16 protein-coding genes are annotated in these 21,457 nt (G+C 60.4%); 12 read left to right on the forward strand and 4 right to left on the reverse strand.

Translation table 11 applies throughout. From position 1 onward, the window contains the following. The first annotated feature begins 10 nt into the window (after window positions 1–10). Window positions 11–1,333 carry a (Fe-S)-binding protein gene (locus ACFQDI_RS24785; protein WP_377172123.1) on the forward strand — a complete coding sequence of 441 codons (1,323 nt, stop codon included), beginning with the start codon at window positions 11–13 and terminating at the stop codon, window positions 1,331–1,333. Between the two features lie 52 nt (window positions 1,334–1,385). Then, complete coding sequence (locus tag ACFQDI_RS24790) at window positions 1,386–1,988, forward strand: flavin reductase family protein (RefSeq protein WP_377172125.1); 603 nt, start codon at window positions 1,386–1,388, stop codon at window positions 1,986–1,988. A 60-nt stretch (window positions 1,989–2,048) separates the two neighbouring features. Here the strand turns inward: ACFQDI_RS24790 and ACFQDI_RS24795 are convergent, their stop codons facing one another. Continuing rightward, window positions 2,049–4,130, reverse strand: coding sequence for an FAD-dependent oxidoreductase (locus ACFQDI_RS24795; RefSeq protein ID WP_377172127.1), 2,082 nt, complete (start codon window positions 4,128–4,130; stop codon window positions 2,049–2,051). 133 nt (window positions 4,131–4,263) lie between these two features. Here ACFQDI_RS24795 and ACFQDI_RS24800 point away from each other — a divergent pair, with 133 nt between their 5' ends. Together ACFQDI_RS24800 and ACFQDI_RS24805 are read left to right on the forward strand one after the other, a co-directional pair. Next, complete coding sequence (locus ACFQDI_RS24800) at window positions 4,264–4,734, forward strand: YMGG-like glycine zipper-containing protein (RefSeq protein ID WP_377172129.1); 471 nt, start codon at window positions 4,264–4,266, stop codon at window positions 4,732–4,734. Between the two features lie 65 nt (window positions 4,735–4,799). Continuing rightward, complete coding sequence (locus ACFQDI_RS24805; protein WP_377172131.1) at window positions 4,800–6,107, forward strand: YeiH family protein; 1,308 nt, start codon at window positions 4,800–4,802, stop codon at window positions 6,105–6,107. 49 nt (window positions 6,108–6,156) lie between these two features. Here the strand turns inward: ACFQDI_RS24805 and ACFQDI_RS24810 are convergent, their stop codons facing one another. Then, window positions 6,157–6,564: an RrF2 family transcriptional regulator gene (locus ACFQDI_RS24810; RefSeq protein ID WP_377172133.1), complete on the reverse strand. Its 408-nt coding sequence runs from the start codon at window positions 6,562–6,564 to the stop codon at window positions 6,157–6,159. Window positions 6,565–6,656: 92 nt separating this feature from the next. Here ACFQDI_RS24810 and ACFQDI_RS24815 point away from each other — a divergent pair, with 92 nt between their 5' ends. The 3 genes from ACFQDI_RS24815 to ACFQDI_RS24825 all read left to right on the forward strand — a co-directional run bounded on the left by ACFQDI_RS24815 (window position 6,657) and on the right by ACFQDI_RS24825 (window position 10,210). Next, the gene (locus ACFQDI_RS24815) at window positions 6,657–8,015 is read left to right on the forward strand and encodes a replication-associated recombination protein A (RefSeq protein WP_377172135.1); all 1,359 of its coding nucleotides are present in this window, start codon (window positions 6,657–6,659) and stop codon (window positions 8,013–8,015) included. 162 nt (window positions 8,016–8,177) lie between these two features. Beyond that, the gene (locus tag ACFQDI_RS24820; RefSeq protein ID WP_377172137.1) at window positions 8,178–8,891 is read left to right on the forward strand and encodes a 3D domain-containing protein; all 714 of its coding nucleotides are present in this window, start codon (window positions 8,178–8,180) and stop codon (window positions 8,889–8,891) included. 338 nt (window positions 8,892–9,229) lie between these two features. After that, window positions 9,230–10,210, forward strand: a complete 981-nt coding sequence (locus tag ACFQDI_RS24825) for an alpha/beta hydrolase (protein WP_377172139.1) — start codon at window positions 9,230–9,232, stop codon at window positions 10,208–10,210. Between the two features lie 248 nt (window positions 10,211–10,458). Here the strand turns inward: ACFQDI_RS24825 and ACFQDI_RS24830 are convergent, their stop codons facing one another. Beyond that, window positions 10,459–12,906, reverse strand: coding sequence for a PVC-type heme-binding CxxCH protein (locus ACFQDI_RS24830; RefSeq protein ID WP_377172141.1), 2,448 nt, complete (start codon window positions 12,904–12,906; stop codon window positions 10,459–10,461). 145 nt (window positions 12,907–13,051) lie between these two features. On the opposite strand from ACFQDI_RS24830, the gene ACFQDI_RS24835 reads away from it, so the two are divergent. The 4 genes from ACFQDI_RS24835 to ACFQDI_RS24850 all read left to right on the forward strand — a co-directional run bounded on the left by ACFQDI_RS24835 (window position 13,052) and on the right by ACFQDI_RS24850 (window position 16,697). Continuing rightward, a complete protein-coding gene (locus ACFQDI_RS24835; RefSeq protein ID WP_377172143.1) occupies window positions 13,052–13,225 on the forward strand; it encodes a hypothetical protein in 174 nt (57 codons plus the stop codon). 139 nt (window positions 13,226–13,364) lie between these two features. Continuing rightward, window positions 13,365–14,063: a two-component system response regulator CreB gene (creB, locus tag ACFQDI_RS24840; protein ID WP_377172145.1), complete on the forward strand. Its 699-nt coding sequence runs from the start codon at window positions 13,365–13,367 to the stop codon at window positions 14,061–14,063. Further along, window positions 14,060–15,487 (forward strand): two-component system sensor histidine kinase CreC, encoded by a 1,428-nt coding sequence (gene creC / locus ACFQDI_RS24845; RefSeq protein WP_377172147.1) that lies wholly within the window; start codon window positions 14,060–14,062, stop codon window positions 15,485–15,487. The genes creB and creC overlap by 4 nt, the downstream gene beginning before the upstream one ends. Window positions 15,488–15,533: 46 nt before the next feature. Continuing rightward, on the forward strand, window positions 15,534–16,697 hold the full coding sequence (locus ACFQDI_RS24850; RefSeq protein ID WP_377172149.1) for a diflavin oxidoreductase: 1,164 nt from the start codon (window positions 15,534–15,536) through the stop codon (window positions 16,695–16,697). Window positions 16,698–16,730: 33 nt separating this feature from the next. Here the strand turns inward: ACFQDI_RS24850 and ACFQDI_RS24855 are convergent, their stop codons facing one another. Continuing rightward, the gene (locus ACFQDI_RS24855) at window positions 16,731–19,133 is read right to left on the reverse strand and encodes an ATP-binding protein (protein WP_377172151.1); all 2,403 of its coding nucleotides are present in this window, start codon (window positions 19,131–19,133) and stop codon (window positions 16,731–16,733) included. Window positions 19,134–19,243: 110 nt separating this feature from the next. On the opposite strand from ACFQDI_RS24855, the gene ACFQDI_RS24860 reads away from it, so the two are divergent. Continuing rightward, window positions 19,244–21,319, forward strand: a complete 2,076-nt coding sequence (locus tag ACFQDI_RS24860; RefSeq protein WP_377172153.1) for a prolyl oligopeptidase family serine peptidase — start codon at window positions 19,244–19,246, stop codon at window positions 21,317–21,319. Window positions 21,320–21,457 lie beyond the last annotated feature (138 nt).

Here is a 21,457-nt window from a genome sequence, read left to right on the forward strand (position 1 = left end):
GGAAAGAAACATGGCTTCTGCAAACCTCCTCCAATCCATCGACTACTCCGTGCTCCAGCAGTGCATGCACTGCGGCATGTGCTTGCCCACCTGTCCCACCTACGTGGAGACCAAGATGGAGCGCAACAGCCCCCGTGGCCGCATCTCCCTCATGCGTGCTGTGGCCGATGGCGACCTCCAGGTCACCAAGGCGCTCTCAGACGAGATGTACTACTGCCTCGGTTGCCTCGCCTGCCAGACCGCATGCCCTGCGGGGGTGAATTACGCCGAACTCTTTGAAACCGCCCGCGCCGAGGTCGAGCAGGCTCAGGTGGACGACGGCATGCAGCGCGGCTTCTGGCGCTGGCTATCGCTCAATGTAATCTTCATGCGCCCCTGGCTGCTGCGCCTCATCGGCCGTGTGCTGCATGTGTATCAGAGCACCGGGCTCGACCGCCTCATGCGCAGGCTACGCTTCTTCGGCCTCATGCCCCGTTCACTGGCTGCCCTGGAGCCTCAGACTCCCAGGATCGTCGAGCATTTCTCAGACGATCTCATCTGGCCTGAGGAAAAGCCTCAGGAAAGCAAAGGCTATCGCGTCGGCCTGCTCACCGGATGCATTCAGGACCTCGCTTTTTCAAACATCAACCGAGACACCGCCGATGTCCTGCTCGCCAACGGCTGCGAGGTCATCACCCCGCGCTCGCAGAGCTGCTGCGGCTCACTGCATGCGCACAATGGCGAGCTCGAGCTCGCCCGCGAACTCGCACGTCGCCAGATCGACAGCTTCGATCTCGATTCTCTCGATGCCATCATCACCAACGCCGGCGGCTGCGGCTCCCATTTGAAAACCTACGGCCATCTGCTGCACGACGATCCTTTCTACGCAGAAAAGGCGGAGCAGTGGGATAAAAAGCTGAAGGACATCCACGAATGGCTCGTGCAGATCCGCTTCCGCAAGCCCACAGCTGGCGCAGGCGTCTCTGAGGTCACTTACCACGAAAGCTGCCACCTCTGCCACGGTCAGAAAGTCGTCTCGCAGCCGCGCCAGATCCTTGCCAGCATTCCAGGCCTCACCTTCAAAGAACTGCCCGAGTCCAACTGGTGCTGCGGCAGCGCAGGCATCTACAACATCACCCAGCCCGAGCAGAGCCAGAAGCTGCTCACTCGGAAAGTTGAAAACCTCCGCCAGGCCGGAGCCCCCGTCGTCGCCACCAGCAATCCCGGCTGCCATCTGCAAATCGCCAGCGGCCTGCGCTCCTGTAGCAGCCATCCCTGCCACGAAGTCACCCAGCCAGTCACGCTCCTCGCACAGGCCTATCGCGCGGAGTCCGCCGCAGAGTCTGCATCGTAACAAGGTGGGGGAGGCTCCTGACTCCCGATGCCTTGCTGCAACCAATACTCCCATGGAACTCGACCTCACCGGCCCTCTCCGCGAAGACGCCTACATGATCCTCGCTGGACTCGTCACCCCGCGCCCCATCGCCCTCACCACCACCGTCGATCCTGAAGGCCGTGTCAACGCCGCCCCCTTCAGCTTCTTCAATGTCCTCGGAGACTCACCACCCATCGTGGCCATCTGCCCCGGCGACCGATCCGCTGGTGTCCCCAAGGACACCGCCCGCAACATCCGCCTCACTCACGAGTTCGTCGTGAACCTCGTCGACGAGGCTCTCGCCGAAAAAATGAACCTCTGTGCTGCCACGCTTCCTCCGGGCGAAAATGAGCTTCTCCACGCCGGCCTTACCGCATTGCCAAGCAGTGCCGTCAAACCACCGCGCATTGCCGAAGCCCCCGCCAGTCTGGAGTGCAAAAGCCACAGCATCATCGAGATCGGCGACAACCGCCTCATCATCGGCGAGGTCCTCCGCGTCCACGTCCGCGATGGCATCTTTGACCCTGCCACCTGGCTTATCAAGCCCGCCAACTACCACCCCATCGGCCGCATGCAGAGCCCCAACTGGTACTGCCATACCAAGGACATGTTTGAGCTGAAGCGGCCGAAGTGAATGGGCGTGTTGAGGAAAGCAGGACATCATCAGACACCTGCTTTCCTCATTTAAACCAAATCACTTCTCCAGCACCCACTGCGCCGCATCAATGATCACATGGCCCTTGGTGCCTTCATTCCGCACCTCCACCCAGCCGCCTTTTCCTTTCTCAAAGGAGAACGTCCCCAGCGGCAGCAGCACATCCTTCTCCGGGGCTTTTTTCTTCTGGTCCACAACGATCGTCTTCTCGCCGCCTGCGTAGTGAATCACCACAGGCACCTTGTCCGCACGGTTGGCCAGCGCGGTGTAGGTGATGGCCACGCGGTAGTTCCCCGCTGAGGGCAGATCCGGAATGAAGCGCGCCTTCTGCTCGCCCTTAGCAGTGTCGCCATCATGGCGGTAGCCCTGGCCCACAAAGCCCGGCGTGGTGTGGCCTTCGCTGCTGAAGCCGGTCAGCTCCGCCTCGCTGTCATCCACCACGATCCCGCCCAACTTTTCCTTGCTGATGGAGACATGCTCTGGCACCGGCGGAGATTCAAAGTCCAGCACCTGCCCGTCGGCCAGCATCTTCTCCTTGAGCTTGGCGTAGTCGATCTGCTGCAGGTCCTTGCCGGAGTCGATGGCAATCACCGCTGCCGTCGCGGAGCTCTGGCCCATCACCATGAATACCGGCTCCATGCGGATGCTGCCATACGCAATATGCGTGGCGCTCAGGCACACAGGCACCAGCAGGTTGGTGCACTCCTCCGCTTTCGGCGTGATGCTGCGGTAGCTGATCGGATAGGGGCGCGTGCCGATCTGGATGTCCCCTTCATTGCGCACAAAGCCCTCTTTGGTGATGTAGCGTTGCACGTTGTGGGAGTCCATGTTGTAGGCCCCCATGCCCACGCTGTCCTCCACGATCTCACGGCGCTTGCAGTTCTTCTCGCTCATCACATAGCCGCCGATCATGCGACGCGCCTCGCGCACGTAGAGCTGGCGCGGCCAGTTGTCGTTGTCCTTAAACTCATCCTTCGCCAGCCCCAGCTTCTGGAAGGCCGCGCGGATCTTTTCCGGCACACGCGGGTGGTGCGCATACGTCCACATCAGCCCCTTCTGCCAGTCCTCATGCGCCTTCCAGATTTTCGCGCGCGTCTCATAGTCGGCGTCCGGATACTCAAAGTTCTGCCCGATGAAGTCCGTGCTGACGGCAAAGTTGTTGTTCGTGTCCGTCTTGCGGTTTGGCATCCACGTGGGGGCCCAGGAGATGCGCTCGTCACCGGCCTCCACATTGCGCAGCGCCAGCTCAAACCACTTCTCGTCATAATTGGCAGGCTTCTCCCAGTCGCGGCGATTCTCCGGCACGTCGGTGGTGCACATGCGGAAGTTGTAGGCCTGCAGCTTGCGGTCGCCGCTCTCATCTTCGCCGATGTCGCCGGGATCAATGCCTGGCAGCACACCGCTCTTCGGATCGCCGGGTTTCACATACGGATCCACATTTTTGACGAACTGATGATGGATGGTTTTGACTTTCTGCACGCCGTTGATCGTCTCGCCAAACTGCGCATTTGCCTCGCGGCCTACAGCGTAGCTCACGCCCGCCTTGGCCATCAGGTCGCCCTCATACGTGGCGTCGATGAACATCTTCCCTTCAAAGGCGCGTCCGCTTTCCATGATGATCTTCGTGATCCGTGTGCCCTCCTTCACCACGCCCTTTTTGAGATCCAGCCGCTCGCTGAAGACCACCGTCACCTTGTCCTTCACCGTGGCCAGCATCGCGTCATAAATCTCCGTGGCCGCATGCGGCTCAAAGGTCCACATCGTATCCTCCGTGCCGGTGTTGCCGTGCTGCTTCTTGGCAAAGTATTCCTCGCGCGTCTGGTGCTGCCACTTCGCGGGCTCGTTGTAGTACTGGAAGACCTTGGCGTAAAACTCCCGCGACATGCCGCCGATCGCCTTCTTGTTGCCGATGTCCGTCGCGCCCAGTCCGCCCGTGGTCAGCCCGCCGAGAAACTTGGTCGGCTCGATCAACACCGCCGTCTTACCCATCCGCGCCGCCTGGATCGCCGCCGTGATGCCCCCCGAGGAGCCGCCATAGACGACGATGTCATACGAATCTGCCGCCCCGAGCGGGGCAAAGGCAGCCAGAGTGGAAATCAGGAGGACTGGGAGGAGCTTCATGGTGGCACCCATCCAGCCGCAGACGCCGCTTTTTGCAACTGTGGCGATACTTTAGACCGGGCTGCGCAAAAAAATTCGAATAGTCCGCGTCGGCGGGCGTCAGAGTGCAGGACAAGATTCACCTCACCACCCTATGAAGACTTCGTTTGTTCGTTCGCTCACCTTTGGAGCTCTCCTCCTGAGCCTCGGCCTCACCTCCTGCGCAGATCCCTATGGCTACGGCTACGGGGGCGGCGGTTACGGTTATAATGGCGGCTACGGCGGTGGCTACGGGCGCTCTCCCGCCGGCAGCACCGTCGCCGGGGCGCTGATCGGAGCCGGGGCAGGTGGCATCATCGGCAATCAACGTCACCGTGGCCTGGAAGGTGCCGCCATCGGCGGTGTGCTGGGGGCTTTGGCTGGCAGCATGATCGGGAACAGTCAGCGCGGCTATCCGCCGCAGCAGGGCTACTACTCACAGCCCGGCTACAGCCAGCCTAACTGCGCTCCCAGCTACAATCGGAACCCCGGTTACGGCTACACCCAGCCAAGCAGCTACTATCCCGGGAACGGCTACGGCCCACAGCCCGGCAACAACCCCTATGCCTTTGGCAACTGGCAGTAAAATAGGCCTTCCGGCATGCGTTTGAATCGCGGCGGTTTTCCCGCCGCGATTTTTTTTACACACACATGTCAGCCAACTCCGCCGCCTCAGACTCCGCCTATCCCACTCCTGGAACCGCTCCCGCCCACTGGTGGCAAAATGAAGACTGGCTGGCCGTCTTGGCCGCACTTCCGGTTCTGATCGCTGTAGGCAGCGGCTGGAGCCCCAAGCTTCCCGCCTGGGGCTGGAGCGGAATGGGGGATATGTCGAAGGCTTTCACCCCCGACAATTTCGCTGTCAGCGCCGTTCTGCTGGCCGTCTTTCTCGGCATCTCGGGTCTCGCTCTCGCGGCCTCTCTGGGCAGAAAAATCGGCGCATTCCTAACCGGTGCCGTCGTGGTGTTCATCCTCGGCTGGTTCGCCCAGTGGATCGCCGCCCACGCAGGCATCAAGGCCTGGGGGCTTGAATACGTGGTTTTTGCCCTCGGCCTGGGCCTGCTCTGGAGCCACCTGCTGCCAGTGCCTGAGTGGCTGCGCGAAGCTGTGCGCACCGAGTTCTTCATCAAAGTCGGCATCGTGCTCCTCGGTGCCACCATCCTCCTCCCGGAGATGATGAAGGCCGGCTTCCCAGGCCTCATCCAGGCCGCGCTCGTCATTCCGGTGGTCTGGTATGTCTGCTACTTCATCGCTCGCAAATTGAACGTTGATGACGAGTTCGGCGTCATGCTCGCCACGGCCGTTTCCATCTGCGGTGTCTCCGCCGCCATCGCCGCTTGTGGTGCCATTCAGGGCGACCGCAAAAAGCTCTCCTACGTCACCTCCATCGTGCTGCTCTGCGCCGTGCCCATGATGGTGGTCATGCCCTGGGCCATCAAGTCCATGGGCCTCTCGGAAGCCGTCGGCGGCGCCTGGATCGGCGGCACGCTGGACACCAGCGGCTCCGTCGCCGCCGCGACAGAGCAGGTGGGCAAAAACGCCACCAAGGTAGGCGTCATCGTCAAGCTCTCCCAAAACGTCCTCATCGGCGTCGCCGCCTTCATCCTCTCCATCTGGTGGACCATGCGGGGCGGCAAAGGCGGGGCAGGGCAGGGGAAAAGGCCCTCCATCGGCCTGATCTGGGAGCGCTTCCCCAAATTTGTGATCGGCTTCGTCATCGCCTCCGTCGTCTTCTCCTACTTCGTGCCGCCTGCGGTCGCCGAGGCCGCCGCAAAGCCGCTCAAAGGCCTGCGCGAGGTCTGGTTCGCCGCTGCCTTCGTCTGCATCGGCCTCGAAACCCGCATCGGCGATCTCTTCAAGCTCGGCGGCGGCAGGCCCGCTCTCGCCTTCCTTGGTGGCCAGACCTTCAACATCCTCTGGACGCTCCTGCTCGCCATGTGGCTCTTCAGCGGCAAATAATTTCACATCCCATGAGCCGGCGTCTATGCCGTCGGCTCATCTGCCTGGCTCAAATATCAAACGAAACCGCCCCGCGCGGCTGCTCCTGCGCAATGATGTGTGCGATGGTGTTCTCCGCAAACCACTGCGTCACCTGGTCTCGCAGCCCGCCAAACACCTGGCCCAGCGCATCGTGCTCCGCTCCCGGCACCGGATCAAACGGCCCGTCAAACAGCGTCACCACCTCTCCCAGCGTGATCCGCGCCGGATGCGTCACCAGCTGGTACCCGCCGCCAACGCCGCGTTTGCTGCGCAGCAGCCCGCCATTCTTCAGCGCTAGCAGGATCTGCTCCAGAAACTTCAGCGGGATGTGTTCCTGACTGGCCAGGTCCTGAATCGAAAAATTCGTCCCCTCGCGCTCACGCCCCATCGCCACCAGGGCGCGGAGGGCGTATTCGGCTTTTTTGGAGAGCTTCATCTTGGAGCCTTATCGAGCATGAAACCCGCCCCGGTGCAAACTGCGATTTGCCGCCGGAGCGTTTCCGCGTCATTCATGCAGCTGCCCTCCGCATGAGCGACGACTTCTTTGCCCCCCCGCCACCCGAGCCGCCCCGTGCGGCCGCCGTGGTGCATCATGCAGGCGCCCCGCTGGCCTCGCGCATGCGGCCACGCACTCTGGCAGAATATGTCGGCCAGCAGCACATCCTCGCCGAGGGAAAGCTCCTCCGCCGCGCCGTGCAGGCAGACCGCTTTTCCTCCATCATCCTCTACGGGCCGCCCGGCGTCGGCAAGACCACCCTCGCCAACATCATCTCCCAGGAGACCAAGTCACGCTTCGTCACTCTCAGCGGCGTGGAGAGCAGCGTGGCAGACATCCGCAAGGAGGCCGAAAACGCCGGCCACCACCTCCGCCTCTACAACAAGACCACCGTCCTCTTCGTGGACGAGATCCACCGCTTCAACAAGGCGCAGCAGGACGTGCTCCTCCCGCACCTGGAGCGCGGTACCCTTCGTTTCATCGGTGCCACCACGCACAATCCTTTCTTCTACGTCAACAGCCCCCTTGTCAGCCGCTCGCAGGTCTTCACCCTGGAGCCGCTCGGCATTCCTGATCTCGAAGCTCTCATCGACCGCGCACTCGCAGACGCCGATCGCGGTCTCGGCAGCATGCACGCCCGCATCGAGCCAGACGCACGCCTCCATCTCGCCACCGTGGCCGATGGCGACGCCCGCCGCTGCCTCAATGCCCTGGAACTCGCTGTCCTCTCCACTCAACCGGATGCAGCAGGCGAGATCGTCATTACCCTTGCCGCCGCTGAGGAGTCCGTGCAGCAAAAGACCGTTGTTTACGATGGCGATGGCGACGCCCACTACGACACCATCAGCGCCTTCATCAAGAGCATGCGCGCCTCAGACCCCGATGCCGCGCTATACTGGCTGGCCAAGATGCTCTACGCTGGTGAAGACATCCGCTTTATCGCACGCCGCATTGTCATCGCCGCCAGTGAGGACATCGGCATGGCCGACAGCAATGCCCTCCGCGTCGCCGTCGCCGCGCAGCAGGCCGTCGAGTTCATCGGCATGCCGGAGGCCCGCATCATTCTGGCCCACGCCACCGTTTACAATGCCACCGCCCCCAAGAGCAATCGCGCCTACATGGCCATCGATGCCGCTCTGGACGACGTGAAAAACGGCCGCACCCTCCCCGTGCCCAAGAACCTCCGCGACGCCCACCACAAAAAGGCCGCCAAGGAATTTGGCCACGGCGAAGGCTACCTCTATCCTCACAACTACGAGGGCGGCTTCGTCCCTCAGCGCTGCCTGGAAGGCGGCCGCCAGTACTACGACCCCACCGCCAACGGCCTGGAAGCCCGTATCAAAGAGCGCCTCGACCACTGGCGCAAGCTGTGGGAAGGCCAGGCTGAGTAGTGCGGGTTTTCTCTGATTAGGGGACCGGATGGAAGGTCATAAGCAGTTGTTTAATTATGGAAATTAAGACCTGTTAAGCTTTAAGGGTCTAAAAAATATTCTTTTTATATTGAGGATATATGAAAATTACAGTAAATTTTTCTCTATAAACAAAAATAAGCCATGTACAACTCACGTTTGATCACCTCTGGCCTCTGTGGTGTCATTTTGGCATCGTTTAATGCCTGTGCACTGCCCAAACAATCGTTGATTTCTGCGTGGAAGGAGATGCGCCACAAGACATCAGCACCCCTTCAGACTGGGGTTAAGTACGAGGTGCGTAAAGCACTGGCAAACAATGCTCCATTTCGTCCTGGTGCAATCAAGCGTTACACCTTCGTGATCGATGATCCGAAACCGCCGCTGATGCTTTCCTCAAATTTGTATCGCAATTCTCAGATGCGCGTGCGCACCACTGCTTACACGCACAACGAGAGCGACCATCTTATTTATGGGGTTAAGAATGCGATTGGCACGAATTTGCGGTTTGGCAATGTGCGCAGCGCTGCTGCAGATTGGTCGCGCTTTCCTGTTGGCACACTTTTCCGTATCGCTGGCCAGCCCGGCATCACCTACGTGGTGGACGACTATGGCAGCGCTCTTGTCGGCACGGGAACCATTGATTTGTACAAACCCAGCCGCAGCATGATGGACAACTGGGGGGTGCGTCATGTGGACATCGAGGTCATCCAGTGGGGATCGTATGAAAAGAGCATGGAACTCATGCGTGACCGCACGAAATGGCGCCACGTCCGCGCCATGATGGAAGGCATTGAAGCTCGTCTGCGCACGGCTGCACTGCCTCAAGCCAGAACACCGTTCACGGCATCGCTGTAAAACAAAAAGGGGAATTTCCTCCCTCAATGGATCACTCAGGCGGCATCGCGGCAATTCAGCGATATTCCGCCGCGCCAGATGTCGTTAGGAATACACTCATGCGTGTTGTCTTCCTCTCGTTGTTCCTCTGTGCAAGTGGCCTCTGTGCCGCTCAAAACAAACCGGGTGCGCCTGTCACCATTACGCCTCGGCAAATTTTGGCATCCCTGGGCAAATCATTGGCTCCTGAATCGCAAAAGACTCTGCATGATCAGGTCATACGTCTCTTTGGACGGCAGAATCTGATGCAGGGCAGGGCCGCGGCTAAGATCGAGGCCACTACGGTCGCCTGGGCCATCATGGATCCCAAGCCTGCCCGTGTCGTACAGCAGAATGGTACTTTGATCGGGGAGATGGTCATGCTGGGAGATGAAGGCCTCCAGGTGCTGGTCACTGATATGCCCAACTTCACCGAAACCGGCTACCGCGTGGAGTCCGAGGGAATGCCCCGCCTTGCTGGCACCGTGCATGTCGAGCACTTTGAATACACTGCCGACAGCCTGCCGCAGAAAAATGTGCCGCAGGGCAGGCTGGAAAAGTTTGTGTGGCAGACGAGCGAGGTCTTTCCAGACACAGTGCGCGACGTGACGGTTTACCTGCCCGCTGGGTTCACTCCCGGAGAGGAAACCTGTCTCATGGTCTGGCAGGATGGCTCACGCCATGTGGATCCCAATGGCTCCATGCGGGCCTCGGTGGTTTTTGACAACCTCATCCACAAAAAAGAGATGCCGCGCACTGTCGGTGTCTTCATTGACCCAGGACGCTTCAAGAAGCAGCCGCCGGGTGCCAAGGCTGCCAACCGTGGCTTTGAGTACGATTCGCTCGGGCCGGCTTATGCCAGCTTCTTGATCGATGAAATCCTCCCCGAGGTCGTCAAACGTTACCAGACCAAGTTTCGACCGCAGCCGGAAGCCTGGGCCATCGCAGGTGGCTCCTCCGGCGGCATCTGCTCTTTCACCGTCGCCTGGGAGCGGACTGACAAATTCCGCAAAGTCCTCTCCTGGGTCGGCTCCTTCGTCGATCTGAGAGGCGGGGACGTCTATCCCTCGCTGATCCGCGCTGGCGACCGCAAGCCCATCCGCCTCTACCTCCTTGATGGCGAGAATGACCTCGACAACAAGTTTGGCAACTGGCCCATCGCCAACAAGCAGATGGCCGCCGCTCTCAAATACAAAAGCTATGACTTCCGCATCGACTGGACCAAGTGCTTTCACGGCAGCAAAGGCATGGCTCCCATGCTGCCCGAAGCCCTGCGCTGGCTGTGGCGTGATGTGAAGTAGCCTTAGAACATTTCGCGGTGGCTGCGCGGTTTTATGCAAACAGCCAGTTGTTCAGTCTCATCAGTTTCACGCGGCCTCCAGCACACGCCAGTCGTTGTCTGGTTGCAGTGTGACTGGGACGGATGTTTGGAGCCTTCGATTCAACGCAGAGGCTGCTTGCATATGAGCTCAGAACAGCAGAGCACACAGCTGCAGCTTTCGCTTCATTTTTACGTGCCGCCCAAGATCGATGCCAGCAGCCTCTCGGCTTACTGCCTGCTGCCGATGTAAGCCAGCACATCGACGACCTCCTGCGCGGTGAGCACGCTTTCCAGGCCCTCTGGCATGATCGAAGTCGTCAGCGTTTTCATGGCCTGAATCTCCGTGCGCAGCACGACGATGTCTGCGCCGCCCGGCAGCCGGATCGTGACATTCCCCGGTGTTTCAGCAGCCAGCTGGCCCACGATCATCGTCTGGTCCTTCTTAGTCACCTGCGTAGCCGCGTTACGCTGCTCCACTGCGCGGTTCGGATCAAAGATGGCTTCAATAAGCTGCTCCCGAGGCTTGGTGGCCACCGTTGTCAGGTCAGGTCCCACCTCCACGCCCAGATCCCGCACTTTGTGGCACACCATGCACACCTTCTGAAACACCGCTGCACCACGCTTTGCATCACCACGAAGGGACGTCGCATCTGCCACATATCTGGCCACCACTTTCTGCCGGTCCTGGTTCTGGTTTGTGATCACCGGCATCACTGCTTTCATGGGCGTTTTCTGCGGTGCCTGATTGAGCAGCGCTTTTTCAAAATCACTCAGTACGGCATCTGATTTCGTGCCAGTGGCCGTCAGGGCGCCTGCGCGTACCAGCGGCTTCAGCGGCTGGATCTGGGCAAACACTTCATCAGCGCTCATGCCTCCAAGTTCCATCAGGGTGAACGCCGCCTGCACCCGCACCGCCGGCGCGCTGCCCAGCAGCGGCTTCAGGGCTGCCACCGCAGACGTTTCATTTCGCTCAATCAGCAGCCGCTGCGCCGTGTCACGCACCCACCCATTTCCTGATGCCATCGCGGCTGCAGGATCGCTCACCGTAGTCTTGCCTTTGGGGGCTCCGGTTTTTGCGATCCGATAAATCCTTCCACGATCCTCCCCGGCACGTAGTTCCAGACCGCGCGCGATCTCCGCCGGGATCCACTCCGGGTGCTCCAGCACCAGCCGGTACATGTCCGCCACATACAGCGCGCCATCTGGTCCCGTGCGTGCCATGCTGGGTCGGAACCAGTTGTCTTCGCTGGCCAGGAACTCGCTCTCCACATCCCCCGGATGGCGTTTGCTGGTGATGGTGCCGCCGTCGTAGCTCAGCACCTCGCGGTGCACCAGGTTGTTTGCAGGCTCGCAGATGAAGATCACCTGGGTGCCGTCGGTGCCAAAAGTGCTGTCACGAAACGGCATCGGCGAACATCCGGAGGTCAGCGTGTTCACTGCGCTACCTTGATTGAAGCGTCTAACTGGCGGGCTTGCGGGATAGAGTCTCTTCTCACCGTTCATGTCGCTGCGCACGGCTTTGGCCACCACTTCGGGATGGCGTTCCAGATAGCGAAACGGCAGCCAGTAGTGCCAGCCGATGGTGCTGTTGTTGTTGCCAAACCAGTTGCCAAAATCGTCACGCCACTTGCCATACTGGCTGCGGCCGCCCTCCAGGGCAAAGTCGCCGGTGCGCGGATCAAAGCGAAAATCATTCGTGCCCAGCGCGACCTTTTTCCCCGTCTTTACGCAGGTGATGTCACCGCCGCTGTCACCATTCGCACCGTAAAACCAGCCATCCAGCCCCCAGCAGAAGCCGTTCACCAGATGCTGCGGATTTCCTGCGGTGAATCCGGTGAACCACGTCTCGCGCTTGTCGCATTTTCCGTCGCCGTCCGTGTCCTCCGCGTAGAAAACGTCCGGGATGTTGGCGATGAAGACGCCGTTCTTCCATGGTGCGAGGCCTGTGGGATGCTTCAGCCCGTCCAGAAACAGGGTGGACTTGTCGTAAACTCCGTCGCCATTCGTATCCTCCAGGATTTTCACGCGGCCCTCCTGCAGCTTGGATACCTTGTCCTGACCCACGCTGCCGTCCTTCGTCTTTTCACCGGGGGCAAAGGGGTAGTCTCCCATTTCCACCACCCACATGCGGCCTTGCGCATCCCAGTCCATGAACACCGGGTCCTGCACCAGCGGCTCGGCCGCTACCAGCATCGCCTCAAAGCCCGGCTTCACATGCATGGCCTTGAGCGACTCCTCGGGAGACTTCGGCGCAGGCCCGGGCACTTTGAGCAGCTCGGCAAACGGCACCAGTTTCTTCTCTCCCCTCCACATGGCAGCATCGTGAAAGGTCACACCGCTGTCGCTGCCGTCAGCGTCCACGATCAGGGGCAGGCTGTTAGCGTCACCGGCCTTGCCCTCTCGCATCACCTGGGACCAGCCTTCATCCCATTGCAGGCCCTTCTTGGCACGCTCCTTCGGAACAAAAAGAAACACGCCATACTCACGCGCATTGGAAAGCACGATGTCCTCATGGCCGTCGCCGTTTAGATCCACAAAGCGGACACCGTTGTCGTGTCCCTGGGCATCCTGCAGCCTGGCTGCATCAGGCAGGGGGTGTTCACGCAGGGCAGGCGGCACATCGACGGCATTCAGCAGGCTGCTGCAAACAAGAAGGGGCAGGATGAATCGTGGCATGGCGTGGTCGGGAGATAACTGGAAACCAACGTCCATCCCCAGTCAGTTTCTTTGCGGCAGGCATGGAATTATGAAATACGATTTTTCACCTTCATTTCATCTCCGTTTCATCAGGGTTTCATAGCGCTCCTGCAGTGAGCAGCCGATGAAAGCATTCCGCCTCTTCCTGCTGCTGGCCGCCTGCCTTGTCATAGCGTGGGTTGTTCTGAGCACTCGTTGCATCCGGCTTGATGAGAAGGGGGATCCGCTGCTCATCAATGACGAGGAGGTGTTGTGTGCTGAGTCTCAGTTTGGTGCTCTTCCGCTGCGCCCGGCATGAACTGATTTTAAAATAAGGAATTCAGGAAGCAGACTGCGTCTGCCATTCTTGTTCATCCCGCAAATACCCCGCCACTGAGATTCTAAATAACCGTCTTGTCAGCACTGCCTCAGCAGTTCAACAATCCACCTCAGCCGAAATGCCCGCCAAAATCCTCATTGTCGAAGACGAGCCGTCTATCTGCGAAAACGTCGTTTATGCGCTCGAAGCCGACGGCTTTGCCGTGAGCACCGCCGCCACGGGCCAGTCGGCTCTGGAGCAGGTGAAGGCCCAGGACTTCAGCCTCATCATCCTCGATGTGGGCCTGCCTGACATGACCGGCTTTGAGGTGTGCAAGGCGGTGCGCCGCTCGCATTCGCTGCCGGTGCTCTTTCTCACCGCACGCTCCAGCGAGGTGGATCGCGTGGTGGGCCTGGAGATCGGCGGCGATGACTATGTGGTCAAGCCCTTCAGCCCACGCGAGCTGGTGGCCCGTGTGCGCGCCATCTTGCGCCGTGTATCCGCCGTGCCGCTGCCAGCACTGCGGCCGGATACGGCGGTGCCGTTGGTGATCGATGACGTGCGCTGCCAGGCCATCTACTACGGCACAGCGCTGAATCTCTCGCGCTATGAGTTCCGCATGCTCAGGGCCTTTGCCGCACATCCGGGGCGTGTCTTCAGTCGCGAGCAGCTCATGGACCACGCCTCCGAAGAGCCGGACGCCTCCATGGAGCGCACGGTGGACACCCATGTGAAGACGCTGCGCGCCCGCATGCGCGGCGTGCGCACGGGGCTGGACCCCATCGTGACCCATCGTGGCATGGGCTACTCCCTGCTGGAAACCTGGCCTGACGCATGAGCCTCACCGCACGCTTCTTGCTGGGCTTTGCCGTGGTGTCCGTTGTGGGCCTGTTTGTGCTTTTTTCCCAGCTCATCCGTCGCGTCGAACGGCAGTATTTTGAAGCCATCGAGGAGCCGATGGTCGACGTGGCAAACATCCTCGCAGAAGTCATCGGTGCAGAGGCTGAAGGCGGCGTCCTCAAAACGCAGGCGGTTGAGCGTGCGGTGCGTGCCGCCCAGCAGCGTCAGCTCAAGGCTCAGATCTACAATCTCAGCAAGACTCGCGTGGATATGCAGGTCTACGTCACCGATGCGCAGGGGCGGGTGCTCTTTGACTCTGCTGGCATCGAAAAACCGGGCACGACCGCCAATCACCGCGATGTGAACCTCACCCTCATGGGGCAGTACGGTGCGCGTTCCTCCCGCACCAGCGAATACGACCCGCTTTCCATCGTAATGTATGTCGGTGCTCCCATACGCTACCAGGGCAGGACTGTCGGCATGCTCAGTGTTGCCAAGCCTCAGCGTGGAGTTTTGGCTTTTGTCTGGGAGACGGAGCGCTGGCTCAAGTGGTCAATCATCACTACGGTGCTGCTCATGCTGCTCGGCATCTACCTCGCGGCACGCTGGGCCACACGGCCGCTGGAGGTCCTCACCCAGCACGCACTTGCCGTGAGCCGTGGCGAGCGCTCCACACCGCCACGCATGCCCGGACATCAGATGAAGACGCTGGCCCGTGCTCTGGAGGACATGCGCGATGCCCTGGAGGGGCGCGAGTACGTGGAGCACTACGTGCAAAGCCTCACGCATGAGCTGAAAAGCCCCGTCGCCGCCATCCTCGGCGCAGGGGAGATTTTACAAGGGGATGTGCCGGAGCCCAAGCGCGCGCGCTTTCTGCAAAACATCCGCACCGAGGCCGCCCGCCTGCGTGACCTGCTGGAGCGCCTGCTGCATCTGGCCGCACTCGAAAAACAGAAGAAGCTGGAGACAACTGAGGCTGTGAATCTGGCCACGGTCTTTGACCGCACCTGGGATCATCTGGCGCTCATTGCGCAGGGCAGGGACGTGTGTCTGCAGCGCGACATGGCTGAGGGCCTCATCATTCAGGGAGACCCCTGGCTGCTGGAGATGGCCGTGGGCAATCTGCTGCAAAATGCCATCGACTTCGCGCCTAGGAGCAGCTCGATCATCGCACGTGGATATCACTCTGACTCCAAGATCGTGCTTGAGATCGAGGACTGCGGGCCGGGCATTCCTGACTATGCACGCGAACGCGTGTTTGAGCGCTTTTATTCACTGCCGCGTCCGGACAGCGGCAAGAAGAGCACCGGCCTGGGGCTATGCTTTGTGAAGGAGGTGGCTCAGCTCCACCGTGGCAGCGTGGAGCTGACAAACCGGGAGGGAACCTGTGGAGCAAAAGCCATGCTGATACTTCCGGTGTGAGGAGGGCCGGTTTGACAATGGCTCGTCGCCTTTCTAGGCTCTGCGCATGAGCACAACCGAAGCCGGAAAGCCCGTTTACAACGTCAAGAACCCCTGCATCGCCAAGGTGAAGCGCATGTTCAACCTCTCCGGACCGGATGCGCCCAAGCACACCGCGCACTATGAGATCGACCTCGCCGGCTCGGGGCTCGAGTACACACCTGGTGACTCGCTAGCCGTGCAGCCTACGAATGACCCGGCGCTTGTGGACGACACACTCGCCGCGCTCGGTTTCTCGGGCACGGAAATCGTGAAGCATCCCAAAACCGCCACCGAAGTCCCGATCCGTCAGGCATTGATCGAAGGCGCGCTGATCACCGAGATCGATAACAAGCTCATCAAGGCCATCGTGGAAAAGACTGGCGGCAACACCCCTCTGGCCGAGCTGAGTCTGCCTGAGAAAAAAGAAGAGCTCAAAAACTATCTCTGGGGCCGCTTTGTCATCGATCTGCTCCTCGAGAATCCCACCGCGAAATTTACGCCCGAGGAGTTCATGCTCACTCAGAAGAAGCTGAACATCCGCCTCTACTCCATCAGCAGCAGCCAGAAGGCGCATCCTGATGAAGTGCACCTCACCGTGGCTACCGTGCGCTACACCAGCTACAATCGCGCACGCGGCGGTGTATGCTCCACTTTCCTTGCTGAACGCGTGACGCCAAAAGAGACGCTCATCCCCTGCTTTGTGAATCACGGCAAAGGCTTCCGTCTCCCTGAGCCGCAGGAGCAGACGCCCATCATCATGTGCGGCCCCGGCACCGGCATCGCCCCCTTCCGCGCCTTCCTCGAAGAACGCAAGGCCACCAGCGCTCAGGGCAAAGCCTGGCTCTTCTTTGGCGAAGTCAGCTCCAAGTCCTGCTTCTTCTACAAGGAGGAGTTTGAGGCTTATCTCGCCGATGGCACGCTGACCAAGCTTAGCACCGCCTGGAGCCGCGATCAGGCAGAGAAGGTCTACGTGCAGCACAAGATGCTGGAAAACAGCGCCGAATTCTGGTCCTGGCTGGAACAAGGCGCCATCTTCTACGTCTGCGGAGACGCCTCACGCATGGCCCTCGATGTGGACAAGGCTCTGCACACCATCATCGAAAAGGAAGGCGGCAAATCACCCGAGGAAGCCATCGCATACGTGCAGGCCATGAAGGATGCGAAGCGGTATCGGAGAGATGTTTATTGATACGTGAGACTGGCTGCCAGCCCGTTTCACGTCCTACTTCGCCAGCCACAAAATCCCCGTCGCCGTCACCTGGATGTTTTTCTTCACCGGGGTGAGCTTGAAGATCTCAAACGCAAGTGTGGCGGGATCATACTGATCGCGGATCTTCTGCGTGTCATCGGCGATCTGTTTTTCCAGCGCGGCCATGTCGGCCTTGATGGACTCCAGCTCACGCTCGGCGGCTTTCACGTCCTGACCTTCTTTCCAGGCACGTGAGGCGCTGCTGACGGTGCTGGCTTTGACCATGCTGGTCTTGCGGCCGAAGATCGCTCCGAGGATGCTTCCGCCGATCTGCACCGCCGTGCTCAGCTTCGCGCTGCTGGCCTGCGCCTGTTGCACATCCACCTTGCTGGCTGCTTTCTCGGCCTTGTCCTGCAGCGACTTCATTGTCTTCGCCGTTTTCGTGCGCAGTTCTTCGATGGCGGCGTCACGCTGTTCGCGGGTCGTCTGTGTGATGCGTACCTTGAACTCATCCTGCTTCTCTCCGGGATTGGAGTACACCTCCAGCAGCGGTGAAAAGAAAACCTCCAGGCTGTGATTCGCAAACACCCAGTCGGCGAAGTCTTTCTTGATGCTGGTGTAGGTTGTCGTTTTCAGCGCAGGTCCCGGCAGATCTGCATAGGCGGCGTTTTCTTTTGGCTCCGTGTCGTACTTGGAAAGGTCGTCGTCCTTCGGCACATCCACAAACTTGTCCCACAGCACCTTCTGCTTCTCAGTGTCGATCTCGTTGACGAGCGTGATGACGCTGCGCCCGCTGATCTTCCGCTTCGCATCGTCAAACACCACCGTCGCACTGCGCACGATAGCCGGCACATAGGTGAGGCGCTCGCCTTCTTCGTCGCATGGCTGGAAGAGTTCGGTTGCACCGTCCGGCAGCTTTGGGCGCAGCGTGTTGCGGTTGGCGGCAGCGGAGCTGCTCGCTCCTGGCGGCGCAAAGCCGTCATCCTCGGCGGCGGGAGCGGCTCCGGCTTTCGGGCGGATGGGCTCCATGAGAGCCTTGATCTGCGGACGTGAAAGCGGGCCGCTCAGGTAGCTCATCAGCCAGCGCACCGTGAACACCACGGGATGATCCTCGTGCACGTTGTTCATGAGGAAGACACGGTTGCCCAGACCTGCGAGTGTCTGCTCCATTTCCTGACGGTCAAACTTGCCGCCTGCGGTGTTGGCGGCGCCTTCCAGGCCTTCGAGCACGCGCATTTTGTCGCGTTCGGTTTGCAGCCTTCCCAGCCACCAGGTGCCGATGTTCGCCAGCGCCTTGTAGTCGAGATCGGCTGGGTTTTGCGTGGCCAGCAGGATGCCGAGGCCAAAGGCGCGTGCCTGCTTCAGCAGAATCATCAGCGGCTTTTTTGAGGGAGGCATCGCCGTGGGCGGCAGGTAGCCGTAGATCTCGTCCATGTAGAATATGGACCGCAGTGAGGTGGTGCCCTGCTGAGCACGCATCCAGCCCAGGAGCTGGTTCATCAGCAGCGAGACAAAGAACATGCGCTCCGTGTCGCTCAGATGGGCGATGCAGAAGATGGTGATGCGTGGCTTGCCCTCGGGCGTGTAGTACATGCGCTGGATGTCGAGGGGCTCGCCCTCCAGCCAGGTGCTGAATCCGGGGGAGGCCAGCAGATTGTTCAGCTTCATGGCCAGGGCGGTGCGCTTGGCCTCGGGGAAAAAGCTCTCGAGATCGACCACACCGATCTTCCGCAGCGGCGGCTGCTGGATCTGGCGCACCAGATTTTCCAGTGAGAGATTCTGTCCTTTCTTCCAGCAGGTGGAGACTATGTTGCTCAGCAGGATATGCTCAGGCGACTGTACCGGATCAGCCTCCACTCCGATGAGGCCTAGCAGAGAGGACACAGTGCTCTCGATGCGGTCGCCCAGCGCCTCGCCATCATCCATCACTTCGGCAGGTGGGCAGTTCAGGGAGCTGAGGATGGAGACGGGCAGCCCGGCATTGCTGCCAGGGGTGTAGATGGCCATGTCCACCGTGGCTCGCAGTTTCTGTATGCGCTCGGCGCTCTGGCCCCACTCACCCAGGCCCTTCTGCCACAGTGCGGACTGAGCAGCGGCGTATTCGTCCGGAGACTGGCCTTTGCGTCGTGCCTCGTCCTCATTGATCCACGGGCGAAACTCCTGTGGCGTGAGATTGGGGAAGGTGAGCAGCGCATTGCCGATGTCCCCCTTCGGATCGATCGCGATGACCGGCACGCCATCCATCGCCGCCTCTTCCAGCAGCGCGAGGCACAGCCCCGTCTTGCCGCTGCCCGTCATTCCGAGGACGACGCCGTGCGTCACGAGGTCTTTGGAGTCATAGAGCACGAGGTTGTCCTGAACTTTCTTCGCCTTGAGATCGTATTCACGGCCGAGGTAAAAGGTGCCGAGCTTTTCGTATTGGTCTGGAGTGATCATGAGACGCGGAGGGTGAAATTCGGTGTATGAAACGAGCGTGGCGGAGGCTGCATGGATTGCAAAGTGGAAAATGGCAGGCACGGTGAGACATGCGCGCCGCATTTCTGTTCATGATGACCACCGCCTCTCTCGCCGCTGAAGCTCCGACCTACCCCCAGACACGCAAGCAGGACGTCAAAGACACGTTGCATGGCGTGACGATTTCCGATCCCTACCGCTGGCTGGAGGATGACAACTCGGAGGAGACCAAGGCGTGGGTGAAGGCGCAGAATGCGGTGACCTTTGCGTATCTGGAAAAGCTGCCACGCCGTGAGGAGATCAAGACGCGGCTGCAAAAGCTGTGGAATTACGAACGCGTGGGCCGGCCCTTTGAGCAAGGCGGGCGCTGGTTCTACACCTACAATTCCGGCCTGCAAAATCAGGCGGTGCTCATGACGGCGGAGTCTCTGGGAGGAGAGGCAAAGGTGCTGCTGGACCCCAATGCCATGTCAAAAGATGGCACCACCTCGCTCTCCGACTACTCACCCAGCGAGGACGGCAAATGGATGGCCTATGGCGTGTCCGAAGCCGGAAGCGACTGGAACACCATCCGTGTGCGCGACATCGCCACCGGGCAGGATCTCGAAGATGTGGTGCGCTGGGTCAAGTTCAGCGGCGTGTCCTGGCGCAAAGACGGCAGCGGCTTCTACTACTCCCGCTACGACGAGCCCAAGCCCGGCGCGGCACTGACGGCCAAAAACGAATATCACAAGCTCTGCTTCCACCCACTGGGAAAACCGCAGAGCGAAGACGTGCTCATCTATGAGCGCAAAGACCAGCCAAAGTGGGGCTTTGGTGGCGGCGTGACAGAAGACGGTGAGTATCTCGTCATCCAGGTGTGGCTGGGTACGGAGCCCAAGAACCGCGTCTTTTACCAGAAGATCGCAGGCGGCCCGGTGGTGGAGCTGCTCAATGACAACGACGCACGCTATGAGTTCATCGACAACGACGGACCTGTCTTCTATTTCCGCACAGATCTGAATGCGCCGTGCTATCAGGTGATCGCCGTCGATGTGCGCAAGCCGCAGCGTGACAACTGGCGCATCGTGGTGCCTGAGGTGCCAAAGGTGCTGCTGGAAGGCGTCAGCACCGCTGGCGGTTACATGTTCTGCGAATACCTGCGCGATGCGAAAACCGAAGTGAAATGCTTCGATCTCGACGGCAAGCTCGTCCGTGAGGTCAAGCTGCCCGGCATCGGCAGTGCAGGTGGCTTCGGCGGCCATCGGCACGATACCGAGACCTTCTACACCTTCACCGGATTCACCGAGCCCGGGGCCATCTACCGCATGGACCTGAAAACCGGTGAAAGCTCTCTCTGGCGCAAGCCCAAGGTGGACTTTGACGGCGCCGCCTACGAGACGCAGCAGGTCTTTTACCACAGCAAGGACGGCACGCGCGTGCCCATGTTCATCGTGCACAAAAAAGGGCTGAAGCTCGACGGCACCAACCCCACGCTGCTCTATGGCTACGGCGGCTTTAACATCAATCTGACGCCCGGCTTCTCCGTTTCGCGGGCGGTCTGGCTGGAGATGGGCGGCGTCTTTGCCATGCCCAACCTGCGCGGCGGTGGCGAGTATGGGCGCGCATGGCATCAGGCGGGTGTCAAACTGGGCAAGCAGAACGTGTTTGATGACTTCATCGCTGCAGCGGAATGGCTCATCACGCACAAATACACCAGCAGCTCAAAGCTCGCCATTCAGGGCGGCAGCAATGGCGGCCTGCTCGTCGGCGCCTGCATGACGCAGCGTCCCGATCTCTACGCCGCGGCCCTGCCTGCCGTGGGCGTGCTCGACATGCTGCGCTTTGAGAAATTCACCATCGGCTGGGCCTGGAAGAGCGACTACGGCAGCGTGGAAAACAAGGCGGAGTTCAATGCCCTGCTCAAATACTCGCCTTATCACAATCTGAAATCCGGTGCCCGTTACCCCGCCACGCTCGTGCTCACCAGCGACCACGATGACCGTGTCGTCCCCGCACACAGCTTCAAATTCGGCTCTCGCCTGCAGGAATGCCAGGCCAAGGACGGTCCTCCAGTCCTCATCCGCATCGAAACCAGCGCGGGGCATGGAGCAGGCACGGCGCTGAGCAAGACCATCGAGAGGACTGCGGACGAGTGGGCGTTTTTGGTGAAGATGCTGGGGATGTGAAAAAGTACGATGGGCACTCCTTGTATGATGGGGTTGTTCTGCAATCGTGATTGCGGCTAAGCTGGCCGCAGTCTGGATGCTGCGGCAGGCTGGCCCTTTACACCAACCTGCCGCAGAGCGTTCCGGGGAGCCTGCGGG

It is taken from the genome of Prosthecobacter fluviatilis, from assembly GCF_042655725.1.
Lineage (GTDB): Bacteria > Verrucomicrobiota > Verrucomicrobiia > Verrucomicrobiales > Verrucomicrobiaceae > Prosthecobacter > Prosthecobacter fluviatilis.

Excerpts from the sequence above, each read along its gene's own strand:
- ACFQDI_RS24850 (WP_377172149.1), top strand. The coding sequence starts at position 15,534 with ATGAGCACAACCGAAGCCGGAAAGCCCGTTTACAACGTCAAGAACCCC.
- ACFQDI_RS24790 (WP_377172125.1), top strand. The coding sequence starts at position 1,386 with ATGGAACTCGACCTCACCGGCCCTCTCCGCGAAGACGCCTACATGATC.
- ACFQDI_RS24820 (WP_377172137.1), top strand. The coding sequence starts at position 8,178 with ATGTACAACTCACGTTTGATCACCTCTGGCCTCTGTGGTGTCATTTTG.
- ACFQDI_RS24825 (WP_377172139.1), top strand. The coding sequence starts at position 9,230 with ATGGATCCCAAGCCTGCCCGTGTCGTACAGCAGAATGGTACTTTGATC.
- ACFQDI_RS24815 (WP_377172135.1), top strand. The coding sequence starts at position 6,657 with ATGAGCGACGACTTCTTTGCCCCCCCGCCACCCGAGCCGCCCCGTGCG.
- ACFQDI_RS24855 (WP_377172151.1), bottom strand. The coding sequence starts at position 19,133 with ATGATCACTCCAGACCAATACGAAAAGCTCGGCACCTTTTACCTCGGC.
- ACFQDI_RS24795 (WP_377172127.1), bottom strand. The coding sequence starts at position 4,130 with ATGAAGCTCCTCCCAGTCCTCCTGATTTCCACTCTGGCTGCCTTTGCC.
- ACFQDI_RS24810 (WP_377172133.1), bottom strand. The coding sequence starts at position 6,564 with ATGAAGCTCTCCAAAAAAGCCGAATACGCCCTCCGCGCCCTGGTGGCG.
- ACFQDI_RS24830 (WP_377172141.1), bottom strand. The coding sequence starts at position 12,906 with ATGCCACGATTCATCCTGCCCCTTCTTGTTTGCAGCAGCCTGCTGAAT.
- ACFQDI_RS24835 (WP_377172143.1), top strand. The coding sequence starts at position 13,052 with ATGAAAGCATTCCGCCTCTTCCTGCTGCTGGCCGCCTGCCTTGTCATA.
- creB (WP_377172145.1), top strand. The coding sequence starts at position 13,365 with ATGCCCGCCAAAATCCTCATTGTCGAAGACGAGCCGTCTATCTGCGAA.
- ACFQDI_RS24800 (WP_377172129.1), top strand. The coding sequence starts at position 4,264 with ATGAAGACTTCGTTTGTTCGTTCGCTCACCTTTGGAGCTCTCCTCCTG.
- ACFQDI_RS24785 (WP_377172123.1), top strand. The coding sequence starts at position 11 with ATGGCTTCTGCAAACCTCCTCCAATCCATCGACTACTCCGTGCTCCAG.
- creC (WP_377172147.1), top strand. The coding sequence starts at position 14,060 with ATGAGCCTCACCGCACGCTTCTTGCTGGGCTTTGCCGTGGTGTCCGTT.
- ACFQDI_RS24805 (WP_377172131.1), top strand. The coding sequence starts at position 4,800 with ATGTCAGCCAACTCCGCCGCCTCAGACTCCGCCTATCCCACTCCTGGA.
- ACFQDI_RS24860 (WP_377172153.1), top strand. The coding sequence starts at position 19,244 with ATGATGACCACCGCCTCTCTCGCCGCTGAAGCTCCGACCTACCCCCAG.